Origin of the sequence: Mesorhizobium ciceri WSM4083 (genome assembly GCF_000519305.1) — a bacterium.
Taxonomy (GTDB): domain Bacteria; phylum Pseudomonadota; class Alphaproteobacteria; order Rhizobiales; family Rhizobiaceae; genus Mesorhizobium; species Mesorhizobium ciceri_B.
Genome location: NZ_JAFG01000007.1, coordinates 79,622 through 96,160 on the forward strand (window position 1 = coordinate 79,622; position 16,539 = coordinate 96,160).

Annotated in this window: 14 protein-coding genes; 6 read left to right on the forward strand and 8 right to left on the reverse strand. The window is 64.1% G+C overall.

What is annotated here, in order from left to right; genetic code table 11:
• Nucleotides 1-48 precede the first annotated feature (48 nt).
• Together MESCI2_RS0117015 and MESCI2_RS0117020 are read right to left on the reverse strand one after the other, a co-directional pair.
• Nucleotides 49-1,605 carry an amino acid permease gene (locus MESCI2_RS0117015; protein WP_027037628.1) on the reverse strand — a complete coding sequence of 519 codons (1,557 nt, stop codon included), beginning with the start codon at nt 1,603-1,605 and terminating at the stop codon, nt 49-51.
• Between the two features lie 50 nt (nt 1,606-1,655).
• A complete protein-coding gene (locus MESCI2_RS0117020; protein WP_027037629.1) occupies nt 1,656-2,474 on the reverse strand; it encodes an N-formylglutamate amidohydrolase in 819 nt (272 codons plus the stop codon).
• A 144-nt stretch (nt 2,475-2,618) separates the two neighbouring features.
• Here MESCI2_RS0117020 and MESCI2_RS0117025 point away from each other — a divergent pair, with 144 nt between their 5' ends.
• The 3 genes from MESCI2_RS0117025 (at nt 2,619) to MESCI2_RS0117035 (ending at nt 7,927) form a co-directional block, all read left to right on the forward strand.
• A complete protein-coding gene (locus tag MESCI2_RS0117025) occupies nt 2,619-3,446 on the forward strand; it encodes a MurR/RpiR family transcriptional regulator (protein ID WP_027037630.1) in 828 nt (275 codons plus the stop codon).
• A 192-nt stretch (nt 3,447-3,638) separates the two neighbouring features.
• A complete protein-coding gene (locus MESCI2_RS0117030) occupies nt 3,639-4,799 on the forward strand; it encodes an efflux RND transporter periplasmic adaptor subunit (RefSeq protein ID WP_027037631.1) in 1,161 nt (386 codons plus the stop codon).
• Nucleotides 4,796-7,927 (forward strand): efflux RND transporter permease subunit, encoded by a 3,132-nt coding sequence (locus MESCI2_RS0117035; RefSeq protein WP_027037632.1) that lies wholly within the window; start codon nt 4,796-4,798, stop codon nt 7,925-7,927. Before MESCI2_RS0117030 ends, MESCI2_RS0117035 begins: the two co-directional genes overlap by 4 nt.
• Nucleotides 7,928-7,990: 63 nt before the next feature.
• Here the strand turns inward: MESCI2_RS0117035 and MESCI2_RS0117040 are convergent, their stop codons facing one another.
• The 6 genes from MESCI2_RS0117040 to MESCI2_RS0117065 form a co-directional block, all read right to left on the reverse strand.
• The gene (locus MESCI2_RS0117040) at nt 7,991-8,401 is read right to left on the reverse strand and encodes a GtrA family protein (RefSeq protein WP_027037633.1); all 411 of its coding nucleotides are present in this window, start codon (nt 8,399-8,401) and stop codon (nt 7,991-7,993) included.
• The gene (locus tag MESCI2_RS0117045; RefSeq protein ID WP_027037634.1) at nt 8,398-9,207 is read right to left on the reverse strand and encodes a ChbG/HpnK family deacetylase; all 810 of its coding nucleotides are present in this window, start codon (nt 9,205-9,207) and stop codon (nt 8,398-8,400) included. Before MESCI2_RS0117045 ends, MESCI2_RS0117040 begins: the two co-directional genes overlap by 4 nt.
• Entirely contained in the window at nt 9,204-10,193 is a 990-nt protein-coding gene (locus MESCI2_RS0117050) for a glycosyltransferase family 2 protein (RefSeq protein WP_027037635.1), read from the reverse strand. The genes MESCI2_RS0117045 and MESCI2_RS0117050 overlap by 4 nt, the downstream gene beginning before the upstream one ends.
• The gene (locus MESCI2_RS0117055) at nt 10,186-11,349 is read right to left on the reverse strand and encodes a glycosyltransferase 87 family protein (protein WP_032900905.1); all 1,164 of its coding nucleotides are present in this window, start codon (nt 11,347-11,349) and stop codon (nt 10,186-10,188) included. Before MESCI2_RS0117055 ends, MESCI2_RS0117050 begins: the two co-directional genes overlap by 8 nt.
• A gap of 214 nt (nt 11,350-11,563) precedes the next feature.
• Nucleotides 11,564-12,601 (reverse strand): zinc-binding dehydrogenase, encoded by a 1,038-nt coding sequence (locus MESCI2_RS0117060; RefSeq protein ID WP_027037637.1) that lies wholly within the window; start codon nt 12,599-12,601, stop codon nt 11,564-11,566.
• A 53-nt stretch (nt 12,602-12,654) separates the two neighbouring features.
• Nucleotides 12,655-13,896 carry an acyl-CoA dehydrogenase family protein gene (locus MESCI2_RS0117065; protein ID WP_027037638.1) on the reverse strand — a complete coding sequence of 414 codons (1,242 nt, stop codon included), beginning with the start codon at nt 13,894-13,896 and terminating at the stop codon, nt 12,655-12,657.
• 115 nt (nt 13,897-14,011) lie between these two features.
• Between MESCI2_RS0117065 and MESCI2_RS0117070 the strand changes: the two genes are divergently transcribed.
• Genes MESCI2_RS0117070 through MESCI2_RS0117080 form a run of 3 tightly spaced genes read left to right on the forward strand, consistent with a single transcriptional unit; the run spans nt 14,012 to nt 16,380 of the window.
• Nucleotides 14,012-14,827, forward strand: a complete 816-nt coding sequence (locus MESCI2_RS0117070) for an SDR family oxidoreductase (protein ID WP_027037639.1) — start codon at nt 14,012-14,014, stop codon at nt 14,825-14,827.
• A gap of 12 nt (nt 14,828-14,839) precedes the next feature.
• Entirely contained in the window at nt 14,840-15,352 is a 513-nt protein-coding gene (locus tag MESCI2_RS0117075; RefSeq protein WP_276325616.1) for a MaoC family dehydratase, read from the forward strand.
• Nucleotides 15,349-16,380, forward strand: coding sequence for a phosphotransferase family protein (locus MESCI2_RS0117080; protein ID WP_027037640.1), 1,032 nt, complete (start codon nt 15,349-15,351; stop codon nt 16,378-16,380). Before MESCI2_RS0117075 ends, MESCI2_RS0117080 begins: the two co-directional genes overlap by 4 nt.
• The last annotated feature ends 159 nt before the right edge of the window (nt 16,381-16,539 follow it).

Sequence of the window (16,539 nt, forward strand, 5' to 3'; positions counted from 1 at the left end):
ACGAAACCATGGCCGGCACGATGCCGGCCATGGCCATGATGGTCGATGTCAGTGGCCGGTTTCGCCGACGGCCTGTTCGGCTGCCTTGATGGCCGCCTGACGCGCGGCGATGATGTCGCCGAGCGGCGGACCCTGGAAGCGGTTACGCTCGAAACCGAACCAGACGACCGCCGTCAGGATGAAGAAGCCGACGGTGATGTAGAGCGCCCAGTCGTTCGGCGGCTGAATGCCGATGATGAAGATCAGGATCATCGACACGATCGACAGGAAGGCGAACAGCATGAACACGCCGCGCCCCATGTTCCACGGCCCCATCTTGTCCCACTTCGGCGTGCCCCAGGCCAACATGCCCAGCACGATCGGCACGGTGAAGGACAGGAACAGGAAGATGACGGTGCAGGATACGACGATGGTGTAGGCCGAGGTGCCGGCGACGGAAACCAGCGTCGAACCCCAGACGAACAGCACCGACAGGATCGAGGCCGTCCAGATCGCCGCGACCGGCGTGCGGTAGGTCGGGCTGACCTTGGCGAGTGCCGCCGAACCCGGCAGGCCGCCGTCACGCGAGAAGGCGAAGATCATGCGCGAAGCCGAGGTCACGGTTGCGAGACCGCACAGCAACTGCGCGACGAACACGACGAGGTAGACGAACTCCTTGATGCCGGGGCTGACGCGCTGGTCGAACGCCCAGAAGAACACGTTCCAGCCCTGCTTGGCGGCATCGTCCATATTCGGGATCATCAGCACGAAGGCGGCCAGGAACAAATAGCCGAAAACGGCCGACCAGATCACCGACATGACCATGGCGCGCGGCACGGAAGAAGCCGCCTTGATGGTTTCCTCCGAGGTGTGCGCGGAAGCGTCATAACCGGTGATCGTATAGATCGGCAGCAACAGGCCGAGCGCGAACACCCAGGCATTCGAAACCGCCGGCCAGACGCCGCCGCCGGCATCGCCGGAGTAATTGTGGAAAGTGAAGAGACGGCTGAAATCCCAGGTCTCGGCCGAGATCAGGCAGACGACGGCAATCAGGATCGCGCCAAAGAAGATCAGATATCCCGAAAAGTCGGTCAGCTTGGCCGTCAGCTTGATGCCGAGATGGTTGATCAGCGCCTGGGCACCGGTGATGATGACCAGGAAGATCATCTGGTTGGTCAGCGTGCCTTCAATGCCGAGCGTCGGCCCGAAGGCGCCTATGAAGAACGTCCAGGTGCCGACATTGATGGCGCCGAGCACGGTGATCAGGCCGAGCAGGTTGAGCCAGGCGGTGACCCAGCCGGTGCCGCGGTTGCCGAGGATCGAACCCCAGTGGTAGAGGCCGCCGGCGGTCGGATAGGCCGAGCTGATCTGCGACATGGCGACCGCGAAGGTCAGCGAGACGAAGCAGCCGACCAGCCAGCCGATGCCGATGCCGATGCCGCCGGCGCCGGAGGTGCCTTGCGCCAGCGAATTGATGCCGCCCGACAGGATGCAGATGATGGAGAAGGAAACGGCGAAGTTCGAAAAGCGGCTGAGGCGCCGCTCCAGTTCCTGGGCATAGCCCATGCTGTGGAGGTGCTTTACGTCCTCCGCCTTGTCAACTTCAGTATAACCCGGTGCTGCCATTGGAAGTCCCCTGTTGTTCTCCGAGCGAGATGAGTCAGTCTCATCCCGCCCTAGCTAGCCGATTGAACTGACTTTCCGACTGAATGCGATCTGGTGTGTCCGGCCTCCTCTGGCTCCAGATCCGAAAAAATGCCCGTGAGCAGATCCGCCCATTTCCGCTGCCCGGTCTCGCCGGCGATTTCGTCGTTGCGGATTTCGATCATCGCGCAAGGTAGGCCGCGCGATCGCGCATGCCGTTCCAGCGTGAAATAGACGCGGTCATCAGGTGAGTACGGCTCGTTGACGCCGACGGTGACGCCGGCAAGCCGCTTCAGCGCCGATATCAGCGGTGCCGCCAGCCGGCGATCCTCGTCATGGATGATGCCGATATGCCAGGGCCGGTTTTTGGACTTGTATACCGGCGTGAAGGAATGGACCGAAACCAGCCGCGTTTCCTGACCGTGTGACAGCCTGTTTTCGATGACACCCGCAATTGCGTCGTGGAAAGGCCGCCATGACAGGGCGACACGGGCCGCGCGCTCACTTTCCAACAGGCCGGTATTGCCCGGTATGGCCGTTGTCTCACTGACCGGCGGTACCAGGTCGGGCGCATCGAGCGGCCGGTTGCAGTCGATGACAAGGCGCGAAATGCGGGTTTCGACCAGCGTCGCGTCGAGCGCCTGCGCCATGCGGCGGGCAACCGGCAGCGCGCCGGGATCCCAGGCGATGTGGCGCGACAGGTCCTCGGCGGCAAGGCCGAGCGTACCGAATTCGGCGGGCAGGAAGTTCGAGGCGTGATCGCAAGTCAGCACGAAAGGGCTTGATCCGCCGGGGTTCGTCACCCTTACGGTATCAGACGATGCAAGGCTGGCGGGCCGTGCTTTCTCCATACTCTGCCGTCCCCGGGGAGCGCTGTATCGTATGTTACGTATTTTGCCTCATTGCGTCCCTGTGGATGATTTCATACAGTTTGTCCGGCTTTGTCAAATGCGATCTCGGAAAAGACCGTCGACCGAGCCAGGGGTGGGGAAAACATGATTTCCAGCATTGCCGAATTGATCGCCGACCGCATCGGTTCCATGCCGGCCGGCGAACGGCGCGCGGCCCAGACACTGATCGCCAACTATCCGATGATCGGCCTGAAAACGGTCGCTGAATTCTCGGCCGCGGCCGGCGTCTCCTCGCCGACGATTCTGCGTTTCGTCGCCCGGCTCGGCTTCCAGAACTATCCGGAATTCCAGTCGAGCCTGCAGGACGAACTGGCGGCGCAACTGCAATCGCCGGCGACAAGGACACTCAACCCGCCCTCGCCTGGCGGCGGCACCGTGTCGCCGATGCTGGAAGCGACGCTCGACAATATGCGCGAGACGTTCAGGCACCTGTCCGACAAGCAGCTCGCCGACATCGCCGCCCGGCTCGCGGACCGGCGCGGCAAGACCTTCCTGATCGGCGGTCGCTTCACCGATCCGCTGGCGCGCTACATGGCTGCCCACCTCGCCATCATCCAGCCGGATGTCTTTCACCTCGCCGGGCAGGAGAGCATGTGGCGCGACCGATTGATCGACATGGGCAAGCGCGACGTGCTGGTGATCTTCGACATCAGGCGCTACCAGGACAGCCTCCTCCGCTTCGCCGAAAAAGCGCATCAGCGTGGCGTCCAGATCGTGCTGTTCACCGACCAGTGGCTGTCGCCGATCGCCCGCTTTGCTCGCCATGTTATCGCCGGACGAACCGCGGTCCCGTCGGCATGGGATTCATCAGCTGCCCTTTTCGTCGTCGCCGAAACGCTGATCGGCGCCGTCACCAGGCAACTGGAAGCAGAAGGCGCCAAACGCATTCGCGAGATGGAAAGTCTGCGTTAGTGCCTGTGCGATGATCCAAGGCGTTACGCATATTTTCTCAAACGTTACATATATTTAATGTGCGCAGCCCCGGAGAATTGTCATAAAGACGCGATATCGAGGCGGCTTCTTTGCCTTACAATAGCCTCGCTGCGTCTGCTTCATTTCGGGAAACCGGTAGACGGAAGGACTGTTTTACCAACCGGAGTGCCGATGGCCGCCTGGAAACAGATACTTTTTGCACTCGTGGTGCTGGTGGTGGCGGCAGTCGCCTGGCTGCGCTTTTATCCAAGCGCGCCGGACGTGCTGGCACGTTGGGGCATCGACTGGGCCTACGCGGCAACGCCCCCGGCTGCAAGCGGCGCCGCGAACGCGAGGCAGGCGGACGGCCGCAACGGCAACCAGCGGGTGAACGTGGTCGCCCTGGCGGCCACTTCGGCTGTCATCAACGACCGCCTGCAGGCGATCGGTACCGGCCGTGCCAACGCCTCGGTGACCGTCAATCCCTACAGCTCCGGCCGCCTCGCCGAACTGCTGGTCGAATCCGGCAGCCATGTCGACAAGGGACAGATCCTCGCCACCCTCGATTCCGAGACCGAAGTGATCTCTCAGGACCGTGCCAAGCTCGCCTTGCAGGACGCGCAATCCAAGCTCGACCGCGTCAAGTCGCTTCGTGCCTCCAATGCCGCGACCCCGGTGGCCGTGGCTGACGCCGAGGTAGTGCTGGCGGGCGCCAAGCTGGCGCTTCAGGATGCGGAACTTGCACTGCAGCGCCGGTCGATCTTGGCGCCGATCGCCGGCACTGTCGGCATCCTGCCGATCTCGGCCGGCAATTATGTCACCAACCAGTCGGCCATCGCCACGCTCGACGACCGGTCCTCTATCCTGGTCGACTTCCTGGTGCCCGAGCGCTTCGCCGCCGCCGTCAAGGTCGGTGCGCAATTGACGGCGACGCCGATCGCCAATCCCAGCAACGCCTATAGCGGCACCGTTTCGGCCATCGACAACCACATCGATGAAAAGAGTCGCACCCTGCTGGTCAAGGCCAAGATCGCCAACCCGGCCGATTCGCTGCGCGCCGGCATGTCGTTCGGCATCACCATGAAATTTCCAGGGCAAACCTATCCGGCCGTCAGCCCGCTGGCGATCCTGTGGGGGTCGGACGGCGCCTATGTCTGGCAGATCGAGGATGGCAAGGCCAGGCGGGTCCCGGTGCGCATCATACAGCGCAACACCGAGACCGTGCTGATCGACGCCGAGATCGACAATGGCGACATGGTGGTCACAGAAGGCACCCAGAGCGTCAGCGAGGGCGGCGCGGTTCGCCTTGCCGGCGAAGAGCAGCGCGCGGCGGACGCGGCCCAAGGCTCATGACCGGAACCATCAACGCCGCCAGCGATACCGGCTTCACCGCGCTGTTCATCCGCAGGCCGGTCATGGCCTTCGTGCTCAACACGCTGATCGCGGTCGCCGGCCTGGCCGCCTTCTACGGCGTCGAAATCCGCGAACTGCCTGATGTCGATCGCGCGGTCGTCACTGTTTCCACCACCTTCGAGGGCGCGGCGGCCGAGACCGTCGACCGCGAACTGACCGACACCATCGAGGGCGCCGTCGCCCGCGTCTCAGGCGTCAAGTCGATCTCGTCGTCTTCCTCATTCGGCTCGAGCCGGGTCACCATCGAGTTCAACGACGGCGTCGATCTGAATGTCGCCGCCTCGGATGTGCGTGATGCCGTCGGCCGCGTCGCCAACCAGATGCCCGACACCGCCGATCCGCCGCGCATCGTCAAGGCCGACGCCAATTCCGACGCGGTGATGCGACTGGCGGTGACATCGGACAACATGTCGATCCAGGACATGACCGTGGTGGTCCAGGACCAGATCGAGGACGAGTTGGCCGCCGTGCCCGGCGTTGCCGACGTCCAGGTCTATGGCGACCGCGACAAGATCTTCCGCATCGACGTCGATCAGAACAAGCTGGCCAGCCTCGGCTTCACGGTCGCCGACCTCAGGGCCGCCCTTGCCTCGGTCGCCTTCGATTCCCCCGCCGGTTCGATCACCACGACCAACCAGGACCTGATCGTCCGCACGACTGCCGACGTGACCACGCCTGAAGAGTTCGAAAACATCATTGTCGGCGGCACGACGCGCATCCGCGATGTCGCCACCGTCACGCTCGGCCCCGACGTCGGCCAGACCACGCTGCGCTCGGACGGCAAGACCGGCATCGGCATCGGCATCATCCGCCAGGCGGAATCGAACACGCTGGACATCTCGACCGGTGTCCAGGCCGCCGTCGCCAAGCTGCAGGAAAACCTGCCCAAGGGCATGTCGATCAAGATCACCAGCGACGACGCCGTCTTCGTCAAGGGCGCGGTGCACGAGGTCGAGATCGCACTCGGCCTGTCCGTGACCATGGTGCTGATCGTCATCTATGTGTTTCTCCTCGACTGGCGTGCGACGCTGATCCCCGGCCTGTCGATGCCGGTCGCCATGATCGGCACCATCGCCGCCATCTATCTGGCCGGCTTCTCGGTCAACATCCTGACCCTGCTCGCTCTGGTCCTGGCAACGGGACTTGTCGTCGACGACGCCATCGTCGTGCTCGAAAACATCGTGCGACGACGCAATGAAGGCATGGGACCGCGTGCCGCTGCCGTGCTGGGCGCGCAGGAAGTGTTCTTTGCCGTCATCGCCACCACCTTGACGCTGGTCGCCGTCTTCGTGCCGATTTCGTTCCTGCCCGGCCAGACCGGCGGCCTGTTCCGCGAATTCGGCTTCGTGCTTGCCATGTCGGTGCTCTTGTCCTGTGTGGTGGCGCTGACGCTGTGCCCGATGCTGGCGTCACGCATGCTGACCAGCGCATCGCTCCACCACGAAGGTGGCCACGGCATCGGCGCCCGCATCGGCGGTGCGCTCAATACGGCCTACAAGCGCAGCCTGCACGCCTGCCTTGACGCGCCATGGATCGTGCTTCTGGTCGCGGTGCTGTTTGCCGGCACCGCCTTTACCCTGTTCGGCACCATCCGCCAGGAACTGACGCCGACCGAGGACCGCGCCGCCGTGCTTCTGCGCATCAGCGCCCCGCAAGGCGTCAGCCTCGACTACACGACGCAGCAGATGCAGAAGATCGAAAGACTGATCCAGCCGATGCGCGATTCCGGCGAGATCCGCAGCACCTTCGAGAATGCCGGCCAGAACGGCTCTTACAACTCGGGCTTCATGGTGATGACGCTGGCGCCGTGGAACGAGCGCAGCCGCAGCCAGCAGGAGATCATGGCCGAGATCAGCCAGCTGACCAGGCAGGTGCCGAGCGTGCGCATCTTCCCGGTTCAGCCCAACAGCCTCGGCATCCGCGGCGCCGGCAACGGCCTGCAATTCGCGCTGGTCGGCAACGACCGCAAGGCGCTCGGTGACGCCGCCGTGAAGATCATCGCCGAGATGCAGAAGGACCCGCGCTTCCAGACACCGCGCCTGTCGATCGACCCGACGCAGCCGCAGCTCGCCGTGGCCATCGACCGCGAGCGCGCTTCCGACCTCGGCATCGACATATCAGGACTGGCCAACACCTTGCAGGCCATGCTCGACGGCAACGATGTCGTCGACGTCTACATCGCCGACCGCAGCTACGGCGTGAAGCTGGTCTCGACCACCAATCCGATCAACGATCCGACGGATCTGGAAAACATCTTCCTGAAAACGGCCGACGGACGTTTCGTGCCGATGTCGACCATCGCCACGCTGACCGAACGTGCCGTGCCGCCATCACTGTCGCGCGAACAGCAGCAGCCCTCGGTGGCCATCACCTCCAACCTTAGTGGCGACTTCGCGCTCGGCGATGCGCTCACCCGCGCCGAGGAGATCGCCACGCCGCTGCTGCCCGCGGGCAGCCGGATCCTGCCGCTGGCCGAGGCGGCGACGCTGGGCGAGACCAACAGCGCCATGGTCACCATTTTCGGCTTCGCGCTGGTCATCATCCTTTTGGTGCTGGCCGCCCAGTTCGAAAGTTTTGTCAGTGCCGTCATCATCATGGCGACGGTGCCGCTCGGACTGGCCTGCGCGATTTTCGCGCTTCTGCTCTCGGGCACCAGTCTCAACGCCTACAGCCAGATCGGCCTGGTGCTTTTGGTCGGTGTCATGGCCAAGAACGGCATCCTGATCGTCGAATTCGCCAACCAGCTGCGCGACCGCGGGCTTGGCGTGCGCGAAGCGATCGAGCAGGCCTCGATCATCCGCGTGCGGCCGGTGATGATGACGATGATCTGCACCGTGCTCGGCGGCTTGCCGCTGGTGCTGGCGAGCGGCGCCGGTGCCGAGGCGCGCGTCGCGCTCGGCTGGGTCATCGTCGGCGGCCTGGGACTGGCCACCGTCTCGACGCTGTTCCTGACGCCGGTCGCCTATCTCCTGCTTGGCCGCTTCGTCACGCCGAAGACCCATGAGGAAGCGCGACTGAAGCGCGAGTTGGAGGAAGCCGCCTACACCAATGTGGAACCGGCGGAGTAGAGAAATCTAGGGAAAAGTGTTTAGCGGTTTTCCCTCCGGAATTTCGTAAGAAAAATAGTTCGCCTATCTCAGGAACCGGCCTTCGATCGACCAGCGCGCGGCGAGGAAATTCAGCACCGCCGCCACCACGACGCCGCCGATCTTTGCCGGCCACACTCCGGCGATGCCGGCAAACAGCGCGATCGAGAGGCTGGAGACGCCGAGCGAAATCAGCCCCCCAAGCGAAGCGAAACGAAGGAAGGCGTCACGCAAACGGATGGCTCGATTGCGCTCGAATGACCAGAAGCCGTTCGCCGCGAACGAGAAGGTGACGGCGATGAACCAGGCAGCGATGTTGGCCGGCAGCGGCGAAACCCCGAGCTTGAGCAGCAGGAAGAAGCTGGCAAGGTCGATGGCCGTGTTCGCCAGTCCGACAATGGCAAAGCGGACGATCTTGTTGCCGGTCGAACGCGGGGGCCGCTCGGCGTCGCTCATCCCCTACCATCCATGATTGCGACGTTGGCGCGGGCCAGGCTGGCTCCGAACGCGTCCGATGCCAGGGCCGCGAATTCGACCTCGCGCGCACCTTGCATCGTGTCGCGTGCGCGCAGCGTCTCGTCGACATGACCGGGATGGCACATGAACAGCCCTCGTTCCGGCAACCCTTCGACGGCGGCCTGCAGAACCGCAGTGAACTTTTCAGGATACCGCCAGTCATAGATGCCGGCGAGCGGCTGGAAAACGATGAACCCGGCGCGCTGCATCGAGCGGTTGAACCCGGCAGCGAGCGCGGCAATCGCGGCGACTTTCGACCCTGCGGCCAGCGCCGGGGCGCCGCGCAGGGCCGGCCTGTCGGCGCCTTCTGGAAACCGCGCGCGCAGCCATGTGCGCACGACGGGAAGGAAATGCACATGCTGATGCCCGTCGACGAAATCGGGGCGGCGGCCAAGCGCCTCGACGAAGCGGCTGTACTGGGCGTCGAGTTCCGCATGGACATGGCGCTCGGCGATCCGGCCGCGCAGAACAGGCAACGCCAGTGCGCGGAGCGGTGGCAGCCGGCCTTCCGGCGCCAGGGCCGACCGGCCGGTAACGGCCAACTGGTCGGTCAAGGTGAGATGCAGCCCGACCGCGGCCCGGCCGCACAGCGGTTTTATGCGCTCTGCTTCCGCTTCCCATTCCGGAAAGCCGGTCATGCAGCTGGTGCCGGTCAGGCGCCCCCGATCGAGAAGATCGAGAATCCCGGCGGAAACGCCAGGCGCCAGGCCGTAATCGTCGGCGATCAGGCGAATGCGCCGCGTCATCTGTTCGAAGAGCCCGGCTCCGGCCGGGCGGCGGGGGCATCGCTGCGCACGACATCGCGCACGAGATAGACCGGCCGATCCTTGCTCTCGCTGAGCGTCACCCAGACATATTCGCCGATCAGGCCAAGCAGGGTCAGGTTGAGGCCGCCGAGCAGAACGACAGCAACCAGCAGGCTGGGGTAGCCCGGAACGGCGATGCCGTAGAAGATCACCTCGAAGAACACCTTGGCGCCATAGAGCGCGCCGGCCAACGCCGCGAGCAGCCCGCTAAGACTGATCAGGCGCAGCGGAATGACGGAGAACGAGGTGAACCCTTCGAGCGAGAAGGCGATCAGGTTGAGCCGGCTCCATTTCGATGTGCCGCTGGCGCGGCCTTCCGGCGAATAGGGCAATGCTTTCTGGCGAAAGCCCGCCCAGGCAAACAGGCCCTTGTTGAAGCGACGCTTGTCACGCAGGCTGGTCAGTGCGCGCGCCACGGCGCCGCGCATGACGCGAAAGTCGCCGGCATTTTCGGGAATGTCGAAACGCTGGCTCGAGTTGATCAGGCTGTAGAAGAGCCGTGCCAGCTGGCTGCGCCGCCAGCTCGCCTCGCGGCGGTCGTTCTGCGCATAGACGACGTCGATGTCGGGATGGTCCACCAACTCGGCAATCAGCTTCAGGCTGATGTCCAGGGAATGCTGGAGGTCGGCGTCCATGATCAGCACCATGTCGCCGCGCGACTGGTCGAGGCCGGCGAGCACAGCGACTTCCTTGCCGAAATTGCGGCTGAGGCGCACGATCTCCCACGATCCCGTCAGCGCCTGCGAAAATCGTCCGGCGCCATCGTCACGGCTGCCGTCATCGACCAGGATCTTGTGCACGGTCATGCCAAAGCGCTGTGCCACGGCCGCTTCGAGTTCGCCCAGCAGGCGCGCGAAGGCCGATGCCGATGCCGCCTCGTTGAAGAACGGTGCGACGATATCGAGGCTCGGCCGCAACTCAACCATTCGCGACTCCCGCATTCACCACCTTTTCCCGTGCCTTGGCCCAGAACCACCAGATCAGCGAACCGGCGATGAGAGTGACGGCGACCGGCCGGAACCAGGGGAAGAGGAAATCGTGCACATGGCGCTCGACGCCGCTCAGCCCGGTCACGAACAGCGTCATCGACAGCACCGAGGCAAGGACGCCGCCTCGTTCTTCGCGCCACAACAGGGCGATGGCAAGACCGGCTGGCGCCGCGATCATGGCAAAGGTGTTGGGCTCGACGCGCGGGTTGAAGACGCACATGTAGAAAGTGGCTGTCAGGAAGATCGCCAGCGCCGCTTTTCCCTGTTCGAGCCTGCGGTCGAACCAGATGACGGCAGAGAGCGTAAGCAGGGCCATGACCATGCGCACGATCGTTGCGCCAAATTCCGGAATCGGCAGTCCTATCGTGGTGAACGGTGCCGTGAAATCGGTGGACACGAAATGGCTGGTGTTGTCGACAGCCATGGAGGTCAGCATCTGGGCGAAGGCACGATACTGATCGTTGAGATAGCCCGCGGGAGCAAAAGCGTAAGGCAGTGCGAGCACGAACAGCACCGCCAGCACCAGCACCGGTATCAATCGGAGCCGAAGGGCTCCTGCCAACAACAGCATGATGATCGCGGTCGGCTTGGCGATGATGGCAAGCGAAGCCCAGAAGAACGTCTCCGCCCGCCGGCCTTCCAGCGCCGACAATGTGAGAAGCCAGCAAGCGCCGGTCAAAAGGATCGTCGCCTGGCCGTTGCGGATCGCCCCCACCGCCATCGGCAAAGCGAGAAAAAGGCCGAAAGAAAGCAGCCATGTCAGTTCGCCGCCGCCGAGCTTGCGCACCTGCCGCATCGCGGCATAGGTCAGCACCGCAAACCCGAGGGAGTGCCACACCACGCCGCCCAGATGCGGACCGAGCTTGACTATTGGAGTGTAGAGCGCGGCGAAGGCCGGCGCGTAGAGATACCCCATCTCGGATTGGGTGTCGTAGAGCGGCAGACCGGCCTGAAGCGCCTCGCTGCCGTCGATATAGGCCTGCCATACCGTCCGCGTGTGCGGTGACCACAGGACCAGGGCAAGAACGACCAGGAACGCTCCGATCCACAGGCCAAACCCCAAACGGTCGAAAACCGGCTTGGAAATCGTCATCAAGGCGCTCCACACAATCCCGGAACTGGATCAGTCCAGCCTGTCCCGGCATTCGATGGCGGCGGCATATCACGGACGAAGCGGCGTGGCATAGGGGGTTGATGGACGCGGATATCGGCCTGACGGTCCCGCGGCGGCGGATAACCGGCAATCTCTGCCCGCAAAGCACTCCGAGGTCCCCCGCGTCCAAGCTTCTCGAATCTTTCGAATTGGCCTAAGGCCGGATGAACACCTTCCCGTTAGGCTTGGCCAGTTCCGCTGGCACCCGCGCCATTGCCTCGGCGAGCGGCACCACCGCCGTCACGTCGGTCGACCAGCGCCCATCGGAAAAACGCTTCTGCGCTTCCAGGATCGCCGGGCCGCGGCGGTCGCGGAACTGGCGCATCCACTCGCTCAGCCAAAAACCTTCGATATGCTTATGCTGGAAGATCAGTTGACCGGGCTCGCGGATAACGGTGGCTTCGGGATCGAGCCGCCCATAGATGATCCAGCGCGAACGCTTCGGCATGACGTCGAAGATGGCGGAGGCAAGTGGCCCGGTCACCGCGTCCAGGAAGATGCGCGGCTGTTCGGCCTTCATCACCTCGCGCAGTGCCGCCTTGAAATCCGGCGCCTTTTCATTGAGGACGTGCGCCGCGCCAAGCGCTTTCAGCGAAGCGATCTGATCGTCACGCCGCACGGTGACGATTGGCCGGAAACCCTCTTCCTTGGCCAGGCCGATGATCAGCTTGCAGAGCTGGCTGGCGCCGGCGGTCATGACGAAGGCCTTTTCGCCTTCCTGTTTGACGATGTCGAACATGGCAAGCGCGGTGAGCGGGTTGACGATCATCGCCGCGCCATCCTCGTCGCGGACCGTGTCGAGCAGCGCAATGCATGCAGCAGCTTCAGCGACGGCATAGTCGGCCCATGAGCCCCAGTTGGTGACGCCCGTGGCAAAGGCGACGCGCTTGCCGATCAGGCTTTTGGGATAGGGCTCGTCGCCGCTGGCGACGACGATGCCGACACCCTCGAAGCCGGCCGGCTGGCCCTTGGCGCGCGGCTGGCCGTACTGACCCTTGATGAAGGCGACATCGGACGGATTGATCGAAGCGAGGCTGACCTTGATCAGCACCTGCGTCGACCCTGGTGTCGGCACCGCGATGTTGCCCGGCTCGAGATAGGGCTCCATCGCCTCCAGCACGCTGCCGCTCGGCGTCCTGGTGTAGCCGTCGCCGACCAGCAGCAGCGCCTTCATTTCGGAGGGGACGGTCATCGGAACACTCCTCGCCTGGCCCCGTCGGCGTCGCCGGATGACGATGCCGGCGCTCAGACCTTTTCCTGCGTGTACTTCTTCAGCTCGGTGCGCGCCACCTGACGGCGATGCACGGCGTCCGGCCCGTCGGCAAGGCGCAAGGTCCGCAGATGCGTCCACGACCGCGCCAGCGGCGTGTCCTGGCTGATGCCTTGCGCGCCGAACATCTGCACAGCCTCGTCGGTGATCCTCAGCGCGACGCGCGGTGCGATCACCTTGATCTGGCTGATCCAGGGGGCGGCGGCCCGCGCATCGCCCTGGTCGATCATCCACGCCGCCTTGAGGCAGAGCAGGCGGGCCATCTCGATCTCCATGCGGCATTCGGCGATGATGTCGAAATTGGCGCCGAGCTTTGCCAGCTTCTGGCCGAAGGCCTCGCGGCGCATGGAACGCTGGCACAGCATCTCGAGCGCCATCTCGGCATGGCCGATGGCGCGCATGCAGTGATGGATGCGGCCGGGGCCGAGCCGCCCTTGCGCGATCTCGAACCCCCTGCCCTCGCCCAGGATCAGGTTCGACGCCGGTACGCGCACATTGTCGAAGCGAAGGTGCATGTGGCCATGCGGCGCGTCATCGTCGCCATAGACCTGCATGGCCCGGACCTTGGCCACGCCTTTCGTGTCGGAAGGCACCAGGATCATGGAGTGGCGGCGGTGCTGCGGCTCTTCATCACCGCCGGTCCTGACCATGACGATGTAGATGGCGCAGCGCGGATCGCCCGCGCCAGAGGCCCACCATTTCTCGCCGTTGAGCACATAGTCGTCGCCCTGACGCTCGCAGCGCATGGCAATGTTGGTGGCGTCGGACGAGGCGACGTCCGGCTCGGTCATCAGATAGGCCGAACGGATCTTGCCATCGAGCAGCGGTTCCAGCCATGCTTTCTTGTGGTCGGCCGAGCCGTACCGCTCCAGCACCTCCATGTTGCCGGTGTCGGGCGCCGAGCAGTTGAAGGTCTCGGCGCCGAGATGCGCCTTGCCCATCTCCTCGGCCAGATAGGCGTATTCGACGGTGGAAAGGCCGTAGCCGCGTTCCGAGCCGGTCAGCCAGAAATTCCACAGGCCGCGCTCTCGTGCGGTCTTCTTCAGCCCTTCGAGGATCTCGCTCTGGCGCGCACTGTAGACCCAGCGGTCGCCTTCCTTGCCCACCTCGCTGAGAAACTCCCTGTCGAGCGGCATGATTTCGTCGCGCACCATGGCCGCGACGCGCGCGTGGATCGGCTTCAGCCGCTCGGTCATGCCGAGATTCATCTCCGTCATCGGTCGCTAACCCTTCATACACGCTAGGCATTTTGTCAGTGGCAAGGATGACCGTATTTCGGATAGCCTTGTCAACGCGAACTGTTTGCCCGCATGCCGAGCGCGGAGGATTGTGATGAGCTATCTGGACGAGCTGTTTTCGGTGGCTGGCAAGACCGCGCTGGTGACGGGTGCCGCGACCGGTATCGGCCGCATGGCGGCGACCGCACTGGTCAGGGCCGGCGCCAGCGTGATGATCGCGTCGCGCAAGGGCGATGACTGCATCAAGGTGGCCGAAGAACTGAACGGTCTTGGCGCTTCCGGCCGGGCCGAAGGCTTTGCCGGCGATGTCTCCAGCGAAGCCGGCATCGCCGCACTCGTCACCGAGGTCAAGGCGCGGACCGACAGGCTCAACATCCTGGTCAACAATGCCGGCGTCTCCTGGGGCGCACCGCTGGAAAGCTTCCCCTATTCGGCATGGGCGAAGGTGCTCGGCATCAACGTCACCGCGGTCTTCCATCTGACCCGCGAATTGCTGCCGCTGCTCGATGCCGCCGCCAGCGATGCCGATCCGGCCAGGGTGATCAACCTGGGATCGGTGATGGGCACGCAGCCGCTGGCCGACGACGCCTATTCCTACACCGCCTCCAAGGCGGCGGTTCATCATCTGACGCGCACACTGGCGCTCGAGTTCGCCGCCCGCCGCATCACCGTTAACGCCTTTGCCCCCGGCCCCTTCCAGAGCCGGATGACGGCATTTGCCACCGCCACAGAGGAACAGGCCACGCACGTCGGCAACCATGTTCCGATCGGCCGTATCGGCGCACCGGATGACATTGCCGGCGCAACGCTCTATTTGTGCAGCCGTGCAGGCAGCTATGTCACCGGCGCCATACTGCCGATCGACGGCGGACAGTCGGTGCAGCATGGGCTGACGCTGTTCAAGGAATGACATTTTCCGGCCATGGAAGCCGGGGGTGAACTGGAGGACATCCGCGTGGAACCGATCAGTCTCGATGTGCTTCTGGCCAGTGTCGGCAAGGAGGTTGGCGTATCGCCGTGGCGGGTGGTGACGCAACGCATGATCGACCAGTTCGCCGACGCCACCGACGACCACCAGTTCATCCACTGCGATCCGGAGCGGGCGATGCGCGAAACGCCGTTCGGCGGCACCATCGCGCACGGCTTCCTGTCGCTGTCGCTGTTATCGGCGATGACCTTCGAGACCATGCCGCCGCTGGAAAACGGCAAGATGGGCGTCAACCACGGCTTCGATTCCCTGCGCTTCCTGGCGCCGGTGAAAACCGGCGCGCGCATCCGCACGCGTTTCGTGCTGGCCGACGTCAAGGTCAGGCCGTCGGGCTGGGTGCAGACCGCGCATGACGTGACGATCGAGATCGAGGGTTCGAAGAAGCCGGCACTGACCGCGCGCTGGCTGACGCTGACCTTGATAGAACGCCAGCCCGAGACCGCATGAGTGATCCCGTTCTCGACCAGGCAGCGCTTGCGCCTTACCTGGAGGCGAACATACCTGGCTTTTCCGGGCTTGCTGCGGTCGAAAAATTCAAATCCGGCCAATCGAACCCGACCTACCTTTTGACGGCGGCAAGCGGCCGTTACGTGCTGCGCGCCAAGCCGCCGGGGCAATTGCTGAAATCGGCGCACCAGGTCGACCGCGAATTCAGGGTGATGAGCGCGCTTGCCGGCACCGCCGTGCCTGTGCCTGCCATGCTGCATCTGTCGGCTGAGGACTCACCGATCGGCCGCATGTTCTACGTTATGGATTTCCTGGACGGCCGCATTTTCTGGGATCCGGCCCTGCCGGAGGCTCGCGACAACGAAGAACGCGCTGCCATCTACAATGCCATGAACCATACCCTCGCGGCGCTGCACGAGGTCGATGTCGAGGCTGTGGGTCTCGGCGATTTCGGCCGGCCGGGCAATTATTTCGAGCGCCAGTTGGCGCGCTGGACGAGCCAGTACCGTGCCTCGGAAACCGGCACCGTGACCGATATGGACCAGCTGATTGCCTGGCTGGAAACGCATATGCCCGCCGATGACGGCCGGATCTCGCTGGTGCATGGCGACTACCGGCTGGACAATCTGATCTTCGCGCCGGACCGGCCAACGGTGCTGGCGGTGCTCGACTGGGAACTGTCGACATCAGGCCACCCCTTCGCCGATATCGCCTATCAATGCATGCAATGGCGGCTGCCGCATGCTTCCGGCTTTCGCGGCCTGGGCGGCATCGACCGCGCGGCGCTCGGGCTGCCCTCCGAAACGGACTACGTCGCCAGCTACTGCCGGCGGCGCGGGCTCAGCGGTATCGGCAACTGGACGTTCTTCCTGGCCTTTTCCTTCTTCCGGCTGGCCGCGATCTGCCAGGGTGTCTTCAAAAGGGCGCTGGACGGCAACGCCTCCAATCCGGAAAAGGCGAAAACCTATGGCGAGGCGGTGAAACTGCTTTCGCATCTCGCCGCAAGATTGATCGACAAGAAGGCGTGACGATGTGCGCCTGGGCGAGCAACAGTGCCGATCACGGGTGCCGCCAACTTCGACAAGCGCCGGCACGATCCGAAGCATACCGTTTGGGAACTTCCCGTGCCCTTGTCCGTTTCCGTACAGCGTATATAATTTAGCCAGGCACCAACCCAACCAAAGGCC